General features: G+C 61.7%; 14 protein-coding genes. 8 read left to right on the forward strand and 6 right to left on the reverse strand.

The window, feature by feature from the left end:
- Positions 1-166: 166 nt before the first annotated feature.
- Both typA and thiI read right to left on the reverse strand, forming a co-directional pair.
- Complete coding sequence (typA, locus tag ACI2KG_RS12985; RefSeq protein WP_086978644.1) at positions 167-1990, reverse strand: translational GTPase TypA; 1824 nt, start codon at positions 1988-1990, stop codon at positions 167-169.
- Positions 1991-2118: 128 nt separating this feature from the next.
- Positions 2119-3573 (reverse strand): tRNA uracil 4-sulfurtransferase ThiI, encoded by a 1455-nt coding sequence (thiI, locus tag ACI2KG_RS12990; protein ID WP_404662167.1) that lies wholly within the window; start codon positions 3571-3573, stop codon positions 2119-2121.
- Between the two features lie 617 nt (positions 3574-4190).
- On the opposite strand from thiI, the gene glnA reads away from it, so the two are divergent.
- The 4 genes from glnA (at position 4191) to ntrC (ending at position 9056) form a co-directional block, all read left to right on the forward strand.
- The gene (glnA, locus tag ACI2KG_RS12995; RefSeq protein ID WP_404662168.1) at positions 4191-5597 is read left to right on the forward strand and encodes a type I glutamate--ammonia ligase; all 1407 of its coding nucleotides are present in this window, start codon (positions 4191-4193) and stop codon (positions 5595-5597) included.
- Between the two features lie 148 nt (positions 5598-5745).
- Positions 5746-6276 carry a chorismate mutase gene (locus ACI2KG_RS13000; RefSeq protein ID WP_404662169.1) on the forward strand — a complete coding sequence of 177 codons (531 nt, stop codon included), beginning with the start codon at positions 5746-5748 and terminating at the stop codon, positions 6274-6276.
- Positions 6277-6537: 261 nt separating this feature from the next.
- The gene (glnL, locus tag ACI2KG_RS13005) at positions 6538-7623 is read left to right on the forward strand and encodes a nitrogen regulation protein NR(II) (RefSeq protein WP_025340937.1); all 1086 of its coding nucleotides are present in this window, start codon (positions 6538-6540) and stop codon (positions 7621-7623) included.
- Positions 7620-9056, forward strand: coding sequence for a nitrogen regulation protein NR(I) (gene ntrC, locus ACI2KG_RS13010; protein ID WP_400612391.1), 1437 nt, complete (start codon positions 7620-7622; stop codon positions 9054-9056). Before glnL ends, ntrC begins: the two co-directional genes overlap by 4 nt.
- A gap of 450 nt (positions 9057-9506) precedes the next feature.
- On the opposite strand, the gene ACI2KG_RS13015 is transcribed toward ntrC, so the two are convergent.
- Entirely contained in the window at positions 9507-9944 is a 438-nt protein-coding gene (locus ACI2KG_RS13015; RefSeq protein WP_404662170.1) for a hypothetical protein, read from the reverse strand.
- Here ACI2KG_RS13015 and trmL point away from each other — a divergent pair.
- Positions 9943-10404, forward strand: a complete 462-nt coding sequence (gene trmL, locus ACI2KG_RS13020) for a tRNA (uridine(34)/cytosine(34)/5-carboxymethylaminomethyluridine(34)-2'-O)-methyltransferase TrmL (protein ID WP_012274606.1) — start codon at positions 9943-9945, stop codon at positions 10402-10404. The two genes, ACI2KG_RS13015 and trmL, sit on opposite strands and share 2 nt — an antisense overlap.
- Positions 10405-10567: 163 nt before the next feature.
- Here trmL and secB read toward each other — a convergent pair whose 3' ends face one another.
- The 3 genes from secB to ACI2KG_RS13035 are packed head-to-tail and all read right to left on the reverse strand — an operon-like array spanning position 10568 to position 11762.
- Complete coding sequence (gene secB, locus ACI2KG_RS13025) at positions 10568-11053, reverse strand: protein-export chaperone SecB (protein WP_404662171.1); 486 nt, start codon at positions 11051-11053, stop codon at positions 10568-10570.
- A gap of 39 nt (positions 11054-11092) precedes the next feature.
- On the reverse strand, positions 11093-11347 hold the full coding sequence (grxC, locus tag ACI2KG_RS13030) for a glutaredoxin 3 (protein WP_400612395.1): 255 nt from the start codon (positions 11345-11347) through the stop codon (positions 11093-11095).
- A gap of 1 nt (position 11348) precedes the next feature.
- On the reverse strand, positions 11349-11762 hold the full coding sequence (locus ACI2KG_RS13035; protein ID WP_400612397.1) for a rhodanese-like domain-containing protein: 414 nt from the start codon (positions 11760-11762) through the stop codon (positions 11349-11351).
- Between the two features lie 208 nt (positions 11763-11970).
- Here ACI2KG_RS13035 and gpmI point away from each other — a divergent pair, with 208 nt between their 5' ends.
- From gpmI to ACI2KG_RS13050, 3 genes are all read left to right on the forward strand, one after another.
- Positions 11971-13506 (forward strand): 2,3-bisphosphoglycerate-independent phosphoglycerate mutase, encoded by a 1536-nt coding sequence (gene gpmI, locus ACI2KG_RS13040; RefSeq protein ID WP_404662172.1) that lies wholly within the window; start codon positions 11971-11973, stop codon positions 13504-13506.
- A gap of 230 nt (positions 13507-13736) precedes the next feature.
- Positions 13737-15050, forward strand: coding sequence for a murein hydrolase activator EnvC family protein (locus ACI2KG_RS13045; RefSeq protein WP_404662173.1), 1314 nt, complete (start codon positions 13737-13739; stop codon positions 15048-15050).
- Between the two features lie 75 nt (positions 15051-15125).
- Positions 15126-16451 carry a S41 family peptidase gene (locus ACI2KG_RS13050; protein WP_400612404.1) on the forward strand — a complete coding sequence of 442 codons (1326 nt, stop codon included), beginning with the start codon at positions 15126-15128 and terminating at the stop codon, positions 16449-16451.
- Positions 16452-16453: the final 2 nt, after the last annotated feature.

Raw genomic sequence — 16453 nt, forward strand, 5'->3', positions numbered from 1 at the left:
GCTTTGCGGCCCATCGCGACACAAGGCCACTCCTACAGGGGATCGCCGTCTCTTGTAGGAGCGGCCTTGTGTCGCGATGGGCTGCAAAGCAGCCCCCAGAATCTCAAAGCAAAAAAAACGCCCCCGGCCTTTCGACCGGGGGCGTTTTCATTCAGCCAACGCTAACTTAGCTGTTCTTGGCTTTCTTGGCAGCGCGGGTACGCTCGCTTTCGTCCAGGATCTTCTTGCGAAGACGGATGGACTTCGGCGTTACTTCGCACAGCTCGTCTTCCTGGATGTATTCCAGAGCCTGTTCCAGGGTGAAGCGAACAGGTGGAACCAGGGCGATGACTTCGTCTTTACCCGAAGCACGCATGTTGTCGAGCTTCTTGCCCTTGGTAGGGTTGACGCCCAGGTCGTTGTCGCGGCTGTTCTGGCCGATGATCTGACCGTTGTAGATCTCCTGGCCGTGTTCAACGAACAGCTTGCCACGCGCCTGCAGGGTTTCCAGCGAGTAGGTCAGCGCCTTGCCGGTTTCGACCGAAACCAGTACGCCGTTCTGACGGCCGGACATGTGGCCGGACTTCACGGTGTCGTAGCGATCGAAGATCGAGGTCAGGATGCCTGCACCGTTGGTCAGGGTCAGGAACTGGTTACGGAAACCGATCAGACCACGCGCCGGGATGTTGTATTCCAGGCGTACACGGCCCTTGCCATCCGGAACCATGTTGGTCAGGTCGCCTTTACGCAGACCCATCTCTTCCATGACCTTGCCCTGGGATTCTTCAGGGATGTCGATGGTGACGTTTTCGAACGGCTCTTGCTTGACGCCGTCGACTTCACGAATGATCACTTCCGGGCGGCCCAGGGCCAGCTCGAAGCCTTCGCGACGCATGGTTTCGATCAGTACCGACAGGTGCAGCTCGCCACGGCCCGAGACCTTGAACTTGTCTGGGGAGTCGGTTTCTTCAACGCGCAGGGCAACGTTGTACAGCAGTTCTTTGTCCAGACGGTCCTTGATGTTACGGCTGGTGACGAACTTGCCTTCCTTGCCGCAGAACGGCGAGTCGTTGACCTGGAAGGTCATCGAAACGGTCGGCTCGTCAACGGTCAGCGGCTTCATTGCCTCAACGGCAGTCGGGTCGCACAGGGTGTCGGAGATGAACAGCTCGTCGAAACCGCTGATGCAGACGATGTCGCCAGCCTGGGCTTCTTCGACGTCAACGCGGTGCAGGCCGTGGTGACCCATCAGCTTCAGGATACGGCCGTTACGCTTCTTGCCGTCGGCGTCGATGGCAACAACCGGGGTGTTCGGCTTGATGCGGCCACGGGCAATACGGCCAACGCCGATCACACCCAGGAAGCTGTTGTAGTCCAGTGCCGAGATCTGCATCTGGAACGGGCCGTCACGGTCAACAGCTGGCGCTGGAACGTGGTCGATGACAGCCTGGTACAGGGCAGTCATGTCTTCGCCCATTTCGGTGTGGTCCAGACCGGCAATGCCGTTCAGGGCCGAGGCGTAGACGACTTTGAAGTCCAGCTGTTCGTCGGTGGCACCGAGGTTGTCGAACAGGTCGAAGATCTGGTCCAGAACCCAGTCAGGACGCGCACCCGGGCGGTCAACCTTGTTGATCACGACGATTGGCTTCAGGCCGGCTTCGAAGGCCTTCTTGGTCACGAAGCGGGTTTGCGGCATAGGGCCGTCCTGGGCGTCGACCAGCAGCAGCACCGAGTCAACCATCGACATTACACGCTCAACCTCGCCACCGAAGTCGGCGTGGCCGGGGGTGTCGACGATGTTGATGTGGTAGCCGTTCCAGTTGATGGCGGTGTTTTTCGCCAGAATGGTAATACCGCGCTCTTTTTCCTGGTCGTTGGAGTCCATGACGCGCTCGTCGTTGAGCTCGTTACGCTCCAGGGTGCCGGACTGACGCAGGAGTTTGTCGACCAGGGTGGTTTTACCATGGTCAACGTGGGCGATGATGGCGATGTTACGCAGATTTTCGATCACAAGTGTATCTCGATCAGAGGATTCGGTTGCCGCCCAGTGTAGGCGGCGAATATGTACTGTTTAAGGCTCAGCGGGCCCGGCGGTCGGGAGGGCGATGGCGGATACTGCCGCCATACAGCCCCGGCGTCTTATGTCGGACGATAAACACGCACATTGGCATGTCCCTCACTGAGCAGGTGGTGTGCGTGCAAACGGCTCATCACACCCTTGTCGCAATACAGCAAGTACTGGCGCGTAGGGTCCAGGTGCTTGAACTTGCTGTTGATGGCGTAGAACGGCATGGCCTGGACTTCGATACCGTCCAGTGCCAGAGGTTCGTCTTCCTGGACATCGGGGTGACGGATGTCGATGACGATCTGGCCGGGCAACGCCTCGGCCACCTCTTCGATTTCGATGTCCTTGCCCAGCTCATCGATCACATGGTCGATGGAAATGAACTTGGCGCGCTCCAGGGCGCGCTCCAGCACGGCCATGTCGAACTGCTTTTCTTCGTGCTCCATGCGGTGACGCTTGGCATGGGTGGTCGGGTTCACCGAAATCACGCCGCAGTATTCGGGCATGTGCTTGGCGAAGTCGGCGGTGCCGATTTCGGTAGCCTGGTCGATGATGTCCTGCTTGTGGCTGGCCAGCAGCGGGCGCAGTACCAGCTTGTCGGTGGCCGAGTCGATGATCGACAGGTTCGGCAAAGTCTGGCTGGACACCTGGGAAATCGCCTCGCCGGTCACCAGCGCCTCGATCTGCAGGCGGTCGGCCATATGGGCGGCGCCGCGCAGCATCATGCGCTTGAGGGTCACGCCCATGTAGCTGTTGTCGACCTTGTTGAGGATCTCGCCAACCACTTCTTCGAACGGCACGCTGATGAACAGTACGCGCTGGCTGCTGCCGTACTTTTTCCACAGGTAGTGGGCCACTTCCATCACGCCCAGCTCGTGGGCACGGCCGCCGAGGTTGAAGAAGCAGAAGTGGGTCATCAGGCCGCGGCGCATCATCTGGTAGGCCGCCACAGTGGAGTCGAAGCCACCGGACATCAGCACCAGGGTTTGCTCCAGGGCACCCAGCGGGTAGCCGCCGATGCCGTTGTGCTGGTTGTGGATCACGTACAGGCGCTGGTTGCGGATTTCCATGCGCACCACCACTTCAGGCGTCTTCAGGTCGATGCCGGCGGCGCCGCACTGCTGGCGCAGCTGGCTGCCGACGTAGCGGTCGACGTCCATCGAGGTGAAGTCGTGGTGGCCGCCGCGCTTGCAGCGTACCGAGAAGCGCTTGCCGGCAAGCAGGTGGCCGAAGTGGTGCTTGCACTTGGCAACGATGTCGTCGAAGTCACCCAGCGGGTATTCGTCAACCTGCAGGAAATGGGTGATACCCGGGGTGCAGGTGAGGCGCTCGATCATCTCGCGCTGGACTTTCTCGTCTTCGACGCGGGTAACCACTTCGAGATTGTCCCAGACACCGTCGACCGCGAGCTCGGGATCAAGGTCCTTGAGCACGTTGCGGATGTTCTTGCCGAGCTGGCGGATGAAGCGCTTGCGCACCGGCCGGCTCTTGATGGTGATTTCTGGGAAGACTTTGACGATAAGTTTCATTGGTTAACAGCGCGCGCAGGGCCTGCCGAAAATGAGGGGCGCGAATTATAGCGGAAATTGCTCAGGATTTGACCAACTTTTGATCAGAAGCTTTCAGATAAATGTACGAGGCGGGTTTTGTGGCGCCTGGGAGACCGAGCGCCGCCCGCGCGGCGCTTCGCGGGGCAAGCCCGCTCCCACATTTGTTTCGGGCCAGTCTCTCCTGCCACCATTGGCGCGCGTATCCTTGTTTGCCCCATTCGATATCGCGTCGAACACCAAGGGGCCGCGCGCTAATGGAAACAGGAATAATTGGCCCGAAACAAATGTGGGAGCGGGCTTGCCCCGCGAAGCGCCGCGCGGGCGGCGCTCGATCTCACAGGCACTACAGAAACCAAGGCATGCACCACATTGGTGCGCAGCCATCAGAATCCGCATCTTAAGAGTGCACTTTTCCTGCCCAACCCACCGTCAAATGCCCGCAAACGCCCCCTTTTATCCCGCGCTCGCCATTTTCGGGCACTGGCATGCAATTTGCTCCCTTGTGAGGCAGGTAAGCTTGGCCGACTATCCGCGCCCGGCAACACCCTTTTTCCAGGGCAGCGGCCCACCGCGCTCTAGACCATCCGGAGGACAACATGTCGAAGTCGGTTCAACTCATCAAAGATCATGACGTCAAGTGGATTGATCTGCGTTTCACGGACACCAAAGGCATTCAGCACCACGTGACCATGCCGTCGCGTGATGCGCTGGACGAAGACTTCTTCGAAGTCGGCAAGATGTTCGACGGTTCCTCCATCGCTGGCTGGAAAGGCATCGAAGCTTCCGACATGATCCTGATGCCGGTCGACGACACGGCCGTCCTGGACCCGTTCACCGAAGAACCAACCCTGATCATCACCTGCGACATCGTCGACCCGTCGAGCATGCAGGGCTACGATCGCGACCCACGCGCCATCGCCAAGCGCGCCGAAGAGTACCTGAAGAGCACCGGCATTGGTGACACCGTATTCGCTGGCCCAGAGCCAGAGTTCTTCATCTTCGACGAAGTGAAGTTCCACTCCGATATCTCCGGTTCAATGTTCAAGATCTTCTCCGAGCAAGGCTCGTGGATGACCGGCGCTGACGTGGAAGGCGGCAACAAAGGCCACCGTCCAGGCGTGAAAGGCGGCTACTTCCCGGTTCCGCCGTTCGACCACGACCACGAAATCCGTACTGCCATGTGCAACGCTCTGGAAGAAATGGGCCAGACCGTTGAAGTTCACCACCACGAAGTGGCGACTGCCGGCCAGAACGAAATCGGCGTCAAGTTCAACACCCTGGTGAAGAAGGCTGACGAAGTACAGGCGCTGAAATACGTCGTGCACAACGTTGCCGATGCCTACGGCCGTACCGCTACCTTCATGCCGAAGCCACTGTACGGCGACAACGGCTCGGGCATGCACGTACACATGTCGATCTGGAAAGAAGGCAAGAACACCTTCTCCGGCGAAGGCTATGCCGGCCTGTCCGACACTGCTCTGTACTTCATCGGCGGTATCATCAAGCACGGTAAGGCCCTGAACGGCTTCACCAACCCGTCGACCAACTCGTACAAGCGTCTGGTTCCAGGCTTTGAAGCCCCGGTAATGCTGGCCTACTCGGCGCGCAACCGTTCCGCCTCGATCCGTATCCCTTACGTCGGCAGCCCGAAAGCCCGCCGTATCGAAGCGCGCTTCCCGGACCCATCGGCCAACCCGTACCTGGCCTTCGCGGCCCTGCTGATGGCTGGCCTGGACGGTATCCAGAACAAGATCCACCCAGGCGACGCGGCCGACAAGAACCTGTACGATCTGCCGCCAGAAGAAGCCAAGAACATCCCGCAAGTGTGCGGCAGCCTGAAAGAAGCGCTGGAAGAACTGGATAAAGGCCGTGCGTTCCTGACCAAGGGCGGCGTGTTCTCCGACGACTTCATCGACGCCTTCATCGAGCTGAAGAGCGAAGAAGAAATCAAGGTGCGCACCTTCGTGCACCCGCTGGAATACGAGCTGTACTACAGCTGCTGATCTGATCGGCGCCCTGCGCCGGTGACATGATCAAACGGCCTCCCTCGGGAGGCCGTTTTCGTTTCTGTCGCCGCACTTTCGGAAGCGTCCTACCCCAATCATCCTTAGCTACCGCCAAACTCGAGCCTTCACTTTATGGAGGTCTGTCATGCGTACATTCCCTTTGGCCGCCTTGGTCGTACTGGCGCTCGCCGGTTGCACCGCAAACCCAACGCCCGATACCGCCCTCACCGCTCTGCTCGACAGCATCGAACGTCGCCTCGCCTTGGCCGAAGGCGTGGCGCTGCACAAATGGGACAACGGCCAGCCGGTGCAAGCAACCATGCGCGAGCAGCAAGTGCTGGCGAATGTACGTGCAGCTGCGCCTGGCCACGGCCTGGCGCCCCAGCGCGCCGAAGCGTTCTTCGCCGATCAGATTGAAGCGAACAAGCTGGTGCAGTACACATTACTTTCCGACTGGTCTCGCAAGGGCGTCGCCCCGCACACCCAACGCTGTGACCTGCAAGGCCAGATCCGCCCGCGACTGGATGAGCTGCAGGTTGTGCTGCTCCAACAACTGGCAGCGTTTGACCGACTGCCTGCCACTGCCTGCAGCGCTGCGCTGGCCCAGGAACTGGACCGCAGGCAGGCGCCGCAGGCGCTGGTTCGCGCCACGGGGCAACTGTGCGATAAATCCTGAACGCTCTATGCTCTATATTGGTGCATTAACCCGTTGAGCGCCCTCCTATGCAGCCCAAAAAAGGTCACATGAAACGTTAAACCCGCACATTCTGGTGCGTAACCGCACAATTTCAGGTGCTTATCGGTCAATTCCGCTTCTTTTCGGAGCCTTGGTTTGTTTCTTGCATTTTCAACAGGGAAACTGGAATCAGCGGATTAACCGTGCCCCGGTTCTGGCTGCCCCCCGCCAGACAAGCGCCAAAAGAGGTCAACCACACTCATGACCATCAGCGATGCACAGCACCGTCTGCTTCTGGACAACCTGACCACCGCCACGTTGCTGCTCAATGCCGAGCTGCGCCTGGAATACATGAACCCGGCTGCAGAAATGCTGCTGGCGGTCAGTGGCCAGCGCAGCCATGGGCAGTTCATCAGCGAACTGTTCACTGAATCGACCGAGGCGCTCAGCTCGCTGCGCCAGGCCGTCGAGCAGGCGCACCCGTTCACCAAGCGTGAAGCACAGCTCACCTCGCTGACCGGGCAGACCATCACCGTCGACTACGCGGTAACGCCAATCCTGCACCAGGGCCAGACCCTGCTGTTGCTGGAGGTACACCCACGCGACCGGCTGCTGCGCATTACCAAGGAAGAGGCCCAGCTGAGCAAGCAGGAAACCACCAAGATGCTGGTGCGCGGCCTGGCCCACGAAATCAAGAACCCCCTCGGGGGCATCCGTGGCGCCGCCCAGTTGCTGGCCCGGGAGCTGCCCGAAGAAGGCCTGCGCGACTACACCAACGTGATCATCGAAGAGGCCGACCGCCTGCGTAACCTGGTCGACCGCATGCTCGGTTCGAACAAGCTGCCGTCGCTGGCCATGACCAATATTCACGAAGTGCTGGAGCGGGTATGCAGCCTGGTCGAGGCCGAAAGCCAAGGCTGCATCACGTTGGTGCGCGACTACGACCCAAGCCTGCCAGACGTGCTGATCGACCGCGAACAGATGATCCAGGCGGTACTTAACATCGTGCGCAATGCCATGCAGGCGATCAGTTCGCAGAATGAACTGCGCCTGGGCCGCATCACCCTGCGCAGCCGCGCCTTGCGCCAATTCACCATCGGCCATGTGCGTCATCGCCTGGTCGCCCGGGTGGAAATCATCGACAACGGCCCGGGCATCCCGCCGGAACTGCAAGACACCCTCTTCTATCCCATGGTCAGTGGCCGCCCGGACGGTACCGGGCTGGGCCTGGCCATTACCCAGAACATCATCAGCCAGCACCAGGGCCTGATCGAGTGTGAAAGCCACGCAGGGCACACCGCCTTCTCGATCTACCTGCCCCTGGAACAAGGAGCCACCGCCTCATGAGCCGAAGTGAAACCGTATGGATCGTCGACGATGATCGCTCCATCCGCTGGGTCCTGGAAAAAGCCCTGCAACAGGAAGGCATGACCACCCAGAGCTTCGACAGCGCAGACGGTGTAATGGGCCGCCTGGCTCGCCAGCAGCCCGACGTGATCATTTCCGACATTCGCATGCCGGGCGCCAGCGGCCTAGACCTGCTGGCACAGATTCGCGAACAGCACCCGCGCCTGCCGGTAATCATCATGACCGCGCATTCCGACCTGGACAGTGCGGTGGCCTCGTACCAGGGCGGTGCTTTCGAGTACCTGCCCAAGCCATTCGACGTCGACGAAGCGGTGTCGCTGGTCAAGCGTGCCAACCAGCATTCCCAGGAACAACAAGGGCTGGATGTGCCGCAGAGCCTGGCGGCCACCCCGGAGATCATCGGCGAAGCCCCGGCCATGCAGGAGGTGTTCCGCGCCATCGGTCGCCTTAGCCACTCGAACATCACCGTGCTGATCAACGGCGAGTCGGGTACCGGTAAAGAGCTGGTGGCCCACGCCCTGCACCGCCACAGCCCGCGTGCGGCGTCGCCGTTCATTGCCCTGAACATGGCTGCCATCCCCAAGGACCTGATGGAATCCGAGCTGTTCGGCCATGAAAAAGGCGCCTTCACCGGCGCTGCCAACCTGCGCCGTGGCCGTTTCGAACAGGCCGACGGCGGCACGCTGTTCCTCGACGAAATCGGTGACATGCCTGCCGACACCCAGACCCGCCTGCTGCGCGTGCTGGCCGATGGCGAGTTCTACCGGGTGGGCGGCCATGTGCCGGTCAAGGTTGATGTGCGTATCATCGCCGCCACGCACCAAAACCTCGAGTCACTGGTGCAGGCCGGCAAGTTCCGCGAGGACTTGTTCCACCGCCTGAACGTGATCCGCATTCATATCCCGCGCCTGGCCGACCGCCGCGAGGACATCCCGGCACTGGCCCGGCACTTCCTCGCCCGTGCAGCCCAGGAGCTGGCCGTCGAGCCGAAAGTTCTCAAGCCTGAAACCGAAGAGTTCATCCGCAACCTGCCATGGCCGGGTAACGTGCGGCAGATGGAAAACACCTGCCGCTGGATCACCGTGATGGCCTCCAGCCGTGAAGTGCTGATCGGCGACCTGCCGCCTGAACTGCTGAACCTGCCACAGGACGCCGCGCCGGTAACCAACTGGGAGCAGGCCCTGCGCCAATGGGCCGACCAGGCGCTGGCGCGCGGGCAGACCAACCTGCTGGACAGCGCCGTGCCGAGCTTTGAGCGGATCATGATCGAGACGGCGCTCAAGCACACTGCCGGGCGCCGGCGTGATGCGGCGCTGCTGCTGGGCTGGGGGCGCAATACCCTGACGCGCAAGATCAAGGAGCTGGGGATGAATGTGGCTGGGGGGGATGAAGAGGAAGGTGATGAGCACTAATTCCTAGTAAGCCTGCAAGATCCTTGGGGCTGCTGTGCAGCCCTTCGCGACGCAAGGCCGCTCCTACAGGAATTCGCGTTCCCCTGTAGGAGCGGCCTTGTGTCGCGATTGGGCCGCAAAGCGGCCCCAAAAATTTCAGCCATATCGCGCACCGTTCCTGTGCTCACTGCACCTCAGCAAGGCACAAATCCCCTCAAAGCCCGGCCAAAACCCCCTCAAACCCCAATATTCCCGGGCTTTGCAAAACTGGCACGCCCCCTGCAATAGCTAATACATACCCAGTTTCGGGGGCCCTGGTACAGGCAGGCCGGGTGAACCCCTCTTTTATTCGCAGCACCGCCGCTTTCGGGGACCTCGGTACAGGCAGGCCGGGCCATCCCCCCTTTACACGCAATACGCCGCAGCCCTTTCAGGGGACCCTGGTACAGGCAGGCCGGGATATCCCCTCTTTTATTCGTGCAGTTTCACCTGCACCCGCCAGCGCCCAGCGTCCTCTGCACCGGCCCACTCGCCGCGCAGGGGGCGCGCGGCCACCACCGTCAGCAACAACCCTTCCTTGCTGTGCTGCACACGCCAGCTCACCGGTTTGCCTTGCAGGCTCAGTTGCCCCTGCTGGGGCTCGCCCTGGGCCTGGAACAGCAACGCCACCGTACCTTCCACGTTCTCGCCGTGCAGCTTGGGCTCTTCGTTGAACCACAGCGCCAGGCCGTCCTGCACAACCTGCACCTGCTGCAACTCGCGCTCTTCGGGCGCGGTCAGGCGGCCGATCATCAGCCCCACCATCACCCCGACGATTGCCAGCGACAGGATCATCCGCGGCATCGCCTTCGAACGCACGTCCGGTTCGGGGGTAGAATGCCCGTCATCTTCACGCTTGGAGCCGTGCATGTTTCACGTCATCCTTTTTCAACCAGAAATTCCGCCGAATACCGGCAACATCATTCGCCTGTGCGCCAACAGCGGCTGCCACCTGCACCTGATCGAACCCATCAGCTTCGAACTGGATGACAAGCGCCTGCGCCGTGCGGGGCTGGACTACCACGAGTATGCCACGCTCAAGCGCCACGAGAGCCTGGCCGGATGCCTGGAAAGCCTGGGCAACCCGCGGCTGTTCGCCTTTACCACCAAGGGCTCGCACCCGTTCCATGAGGTGGCCTACCAGCCGGGTGATGCCTTCCTGTTTGGGCCGGAGAGCCGTGGGTTGCCGGCCGAGGTGCTGGACAGCCTGCCGGCCGAACAGCGCTTGCGCCTGCCGATGCGGCCGGGGTGCCGCAGCCTGAACCTGTCCAACACCGTGGCGGTGACGGTGTATGAGGCGTGGCGGCAGAATGGGTTTGCCGGGAGCTGATGTATAGCCTGCACTGGCCCTATCGCCGGCAAGCCAGCTCCCACAAGGACCGCGTACAGCTCAGGTCCTGTGCAGTACCTGTGGGAGCTGGCTTGCCGGCGATAGGGCCCGCACAGGCAACAAAAAAGCGCCCCGGGAGGCGCTTTCTTGATAACAGCAAAACTTACTGAACGGTCGGCGCTTCGCCAGCTTCCTGCATGCGCTGCATTTCCTGCGCGTACAGGGCGTCGAAGTTGACCGGCGACAGCATCAGTGCCGGGAACGAACCGCGGGTCACCAGGCTGTCCAGGGTCTCACGGGCATACGGGAACAGGATGTTCGGGCAGAACGCACCCAGGGTATGGCTCATCGAAGGCGCATCGAGGTTGGCGATCAGGAAGATACCCGCCTGCTGCACTTCAGCGATGAACGCCACTTCGTCACCGTTCTTGACGGTAACCGACAGGGTCAGTACCACCTCATGGAAGTCACCTTCCAGGGCCTTTTGCTTGGTGTTCAGGTCCAGGGCAACGCTCGGTTCCCAGGTCTGGCGGAAGATCTGCGGGCTTTTCGGGGCCTCGAACGACAAGTCGCGTACATAAATGCGCTGCAGGGAGAACTGAGGGCTGTTGTCTTCTGCAGCAGCGCCGTTGGTCTGTTGGTCAGTCATGGCAGATCCTTATCCTAATGTTTTTGAATGCAGTGCAAATCAGGCCGCCAGCAGCGCGTCGAGCTTGCCGGCACGTTCCAGGGCATAGAGGTCATCGCATCCACCGACATGGGTGCTGCCGATCCAGATCTGCGGCACCGATGTACGGCCGGCCTTCTGGCTCATTTCGGCGCGAACCTGCGGCTTGCCGTCGACCTTGATTTCCTCGTAGGCCACGCCCTTGCTCTCAAGCAGGTGCTTGGCGCGCATGCAGTACGGGCAGTAGTCGCTGGAATAGACGATGACGGGCTTCATATCACTTCACCAGGGGCAGGTTATCGGCTTTCCAGCTGGAAACGCCACCGCTCAGCTTGGCGGCGTTGTAACCGGCTTTTAGCAGTTCACGGCAGTGCGTGCCCGACTGCTGGCCCATCGCATCGACGATGATCAGGGTCTTCTCTTTGTGCTTTTCCAGTTCGCCCATGCGAGTGGCCAGCTTGTCCTGCGGGATGTTCACTGCACCGACGATGTGGCCGGCGGCGTATTCCTTGGCCGGGCGAATGTCGATCACCAGCGCCTTGTCGGCGTTGACCAGGGCGGTCAGCTGGCCATTGCTCAGGCTCTGGCCGCCACGGCGGATTTCATTGATGAGCAGCAGAACCAGCAGAATGAGGAAGATCGCAACCAGGATGTAGTGATCTGTCGCGAATTGAATCAGGTGAGCAACCATCAGCGGTGTTCCAGGCGATTGAAAATGCCGGCCAGTATACACAGCCCCAGGGTGCCACCAAAGCCCGACGGGCCGGCGGCAAAACCAACCTTCATATGGCTATCACAGGTGCGCCGGTCGGGGGAACGGGACGAATATTCGCCGTGGGTGGCGGATTTGCCCTAAAATGCGTTTCTTTATCATCTTTGAACAACCGTGAGTTTGATTGATGACGAGTACGCCCAAACCCCTGGTCCTGATCATCCTGGATGGCTTCGGCCACAGTGAAACCCCCGAACACAACGCCATTTTTGCCGCCAATACCCCGGTTTATGATCGGCTGCGCGCCACCCTGCCGCACGGCCTCATTTCCGGCTCGGGCATGGATGTCGGCCTGCCGGACGGGCAGATGGGCAACTCCGAAGTCGGTCACATGAACCTCGGCGCCGGTCGCGTCGTGTACCAGGACTTCACCCGGGTGACCAAGGCCATCCGCGACGGCGAATTCTTCCAGAACCCGGTGCTGACCGGTGCGGTGGACCAGGCAGTGGGTGCCGGCAAGGCCGTGCACATCCTTGGCTTGCTGTCCGACGGCGGCGTACACAGCCATCAGGACCACCTGGTGGCAATGGCTGAACTGGCAGCACAACGTGGTGCCGAGAAAATTTACCTGCACGCCTTCCTCGATGGCCGCGACACCCCGCCACGCAGCGCGCAGTCGTCCATCGAGCTGCTCGACAGCACCTTCGCCAAGCTTGGCAAAGGCCGCATCGCCAGCCTGATCGGCCGCTACTACGCCATGGACCGCGACAACCGCTGGGACCGCGTCAGCGCCGCCTACAACCTGATCGTCGATAGCGTCGCCGAATACACCGCCGACACCGCCCAGGCCGGCCTGGAAGCGGCCTACGCCCGCGACGAAAGCGATGAGTTCGTCAAGGCCACGCGCATCGGCGAAGCGGTCAAGGTCGAAGATGGCGATGCCGTGATCTTCATGAACTTCCGTGCCGACCGCGCCCGCGAGCTGTCGCGTGCCTTTGTCGAGCCAGACTTTGCCGAGTTCGCCCGTGCGCGCCTGCCGAAGATGGCGGCTTACATCGGCCTGACCCAGTACTCGGCGAAAATTGCCGCACCGGCTGCCTTTGCGCCTTCCAGCCTGAACAACGTACTGGGCGAATACCTGGCGAAGAACGGCAAGACCCAGCTGCGCATCGCCGAAACCGAGAAATACGCCCACGTTACCTTCTTCTTCTCCGGCGGCCGCGAAGAGCCGTTCGAAGGCGAAGAGCGCATCCTGATCCCTTCGCCAAAGGTCGCCACCTATGACCTGCAGCCGGAAATGAACGCCCCGCAAGTGACCGATCACATCGTCGAAGCCATCGAGCAGCAGCGTTTCGATGTGATTGTGGTCAACTACGCCAACGGCGACATGGTCGGCCACACGGGCGTGTTCGAAGCCGCAGTCAAGGCCGTCGAAGCGCTGGATACCTGTGTCGGGCGCATTGTTGAAGCCCTGGACAAGGTCGGTGGCGAAGCGCTGATTACCGCTGACCACGGCAACGTCGAGCAGATGGAAGACGAGTGCACTGGCCAGGCGCACACTGCGCACACCACTGAGCCGGTGCCGTTCATCTATGTGGGCAAGCGTAACGTGAAAGTGCGGGACGGTGGCGTGCTGGCTGATGTGGCGCCTACAATGCTGAAGCTGCTGGGGCTGGAGAAGCCGGTGGAAATGACCGGGACTTCGATCCTCGTCGACGCCTGATTCGGTGTTAAGGGGGCCGCTTTGCGGCCCCATCGCGACGCAAGGCCGCTCCTACAGGGGACCGCGTGATGGCTGTAGGAGCGGCCTTGTGTCGCGATCGGGCTGCGCAGCAGCCCCCAATAACACATGAATTCCAGACAAACGCCCCCCTGCACCCGCAGCGAGGCGTTTTTTTTGCCCGCCCGCGCGGGCATACTAGGCCAGTCTCCATCCTTGGTACGCCAAACCCCATGCTTCGCGCCCTGATCCTCCTAGCCCTGTCTTGCCTGCTCAGCCCGGCCTTCGCCGATGAGCGTGCACAGACCCAGCAGCAACTGGACGCCACCCGTCAGGACATTGCCGAGCTCAAGAAGACGCTGGGCAAGCTCCAGGAAGAAAAAGCCGGTGTGCAAAAGGACCTCAAAGCCACCGAGACCGATATCGGCAACCTCGAAAAGCAGGTGGAGGCCCTGCAGCAAGAACTAAAAAAGACTGAGGGCGAGCTGGAGCGCCTTGATACCGAGAAAAAAAAACTCCAGAGCGCCCGCGTTGAACAACAGCGACTGATCGCCATCCAGGCCCGTTCGGCCTACCAGAACGGCCGCGAGGAATACCTCAAGCTTCTGCTCAACCAGCAGAACCCCGAGAAGTTCGCGCGAACCCTCACTTACTACGACTACGTCAGCAAGGCGCGCCTGGAGCAACTGCGCACCTTCAACGAGACCCTGCGCCAACTGGCCAACGTCGAACAGGAGATCGCTACCCAGCAGCAACAGCTGCTGGCCCAACGCGCCGACCTGGACACCCGCCGCCAGGCCCTGGAAACCGAGCGTGGCAAGCGCCAGCAGGTACTGGCCAAGCTCAATAGCGACATGAAGGACCGCGACCAGAAGCTGCAATCACGCCAGCAGGATCAGGCCGACCTGGCCAAAGTGCTCAAGACCATCGAAGAAACCCTGGCGCGTCAGGCCCGCGAGGCTGAAGAAGCACGGCAAAAGGCCCTGCTGGCCAAGCAGGAAGCCGAAAAACGCCGCCAGCAGGAAGCGCTGGCCGCCGCCGCTGCCCGCGAGCAAGCGCGCGAGCCCGCCGAGCCTGTAGAGCCGCCGAAAAAGGCCCGCACCACCCTCGGGCCGATGGTCTCCAGCGACGGCGCCAACTACGGCGGCGCTTTTTCTGCAGCACGGGGCAAACTTCCGTGGCCGGTCAATGGTCGATTACTGGCACGCTTCGGTGATGCCCGTGGCAGCGACGCCCGTGCCAAGTGGGACGGGGTGATGATCAGCGCCAACCCAGGCACCCAGGTGCGTGCGGTACACGGCGGGCGCGTGGTGTTCGCCGACTGGTTGCGCGGCGCCGGGCTTCTGGTCATTCTCGACCATGGCAACGGTTACCTGAGCCTGTACGGCCACAACCAGAGCCTGCTCAAGAGCGCCGGTGATATCGTCAAGGCCGGTGAAGCCATTTCCACCGTTGGCGACAGCGGTGGCCAGGACGCGGCAGGCTTGTACTTCGCCATCCGCCAGCAGGGCCGGCCTACCGACCCTTCGCAGTGGTGCCGAGGCTAAAATATCTACGGTGTAGCCTGAATGCTGCGCCGATGCTCCCCTGGGAGCGCTTACAGGATCAGGAGTTCGTTCGACATGCTGCACTCGCCTCGTCTCACCCAGCTGGCCCTGTCCATCGCCCTGGCGGTCGGCGCGCCCCTGGCCATTGCCGCACAGCCGGCGCACGCGGCTCAGCCTGCAGCCGTACCGGCCACCGAGGTGACCGCAAAAGCGCCGTTGCCGCTGGAAGAACTGCGCACCTTCGCCGAGGTCATGGACCGCATCAAGGCCGCCTATGTCGAGCCGGTGGACGACAAGACCCTACTGGAGAATGCCATCAAGGGCATGCTCAGCAACCTTGACCCACACTCGGCCTACCTGGGCCCCGAGGACTTCCAGGAGCTGCAGGAGAGCACCAGCGGCGAGTTCGGCGGGCTGGGCATCGAAGTGGGCCAGGAAGACGGCTTCATCAAGGTGGTCTCGCCCATCGACGACACCCCGGCCTCGCGTGCCGGCGTGCAGGCCGGCGACCTGATCGTCAAGATCAACGGCGCGCCGACCCGCGGCCAGACCATGACCGAAGCGGTCGACAAGATGCGCGGCAAGGTTGGCGAGAAAATCACCCTGACCCTGGTGCGTGACGGCGGTAACCCGTTTGATGTGACCCTGGCCCGCGCAGTCATCCAGGTCAAGAGCGTGAAGAGCCAGTTGCTGGAGAACGACTACGGCTACATCCGCATCACCCAGTTCCAGGTCAAGACCGGCGACGAGGTGGGCAAGGCCCTGGCCAAGCTGCGCAAGGACAACGGCAAGAAGCTGCGCGGCGTGGTGCTGGACCTGCGCAACAACCCCGGCGGCGTGCTGCAATCGGCCGTGGAAGTGGCCGACCACTTCCTGACCAAGGGTTTGATCGTGTACACCAAGGGCCGCATCGCCAACTCCGAGCTGCGTTTCTCGGCCGACCCGGCCGATGCCAGCGAAGGCGTGCCACTGGTGGTGCTGATCAACGGCGGCAGTGCCTCGGCCTCGGAAATCGTCGCCGGCGCCCTGCAGGACCAGAAGCGCGCCGTGCTGATGGGCACCGACAGCTTCGGCAAAGGCTCGGTGCAGACCGTGCTGCCACTGGCCAATGACCGCGCCTTGAAGCTGACCACCGCGCTGTACTTTACCCCCAACGGCCGCTCGATCCAGGCCCAGGGCATTGTCCCCGACATCGAAGTGCGCCCGGCCAAGCTTACCGCCGAAGTCGATACCGACAACTTCAAGGAAGCCGACCTGCAGGGCCACCTGGGCAACGGCAATGGCGGCGCCGACCGCCCGACCGGCAGCAGCAAGCGCAAGGAGCGCCCGCAGGATGACGACTTCCAGCTGAGCCAGGCCCTGAGCCTGCTCAAAGGGCTGAACATCACCTCGGGCAAATGATC

The sequence above is a fragment of the Pseudomonas sp. NPDC089407 genome (genome assembly GCF_044900445.1).
Lineage (GTDB): Bacteria > Pseudomonadota > Gammaproteobacteria > Pseudomonadales > Pseudomonadaceae > Aquipseudomonas.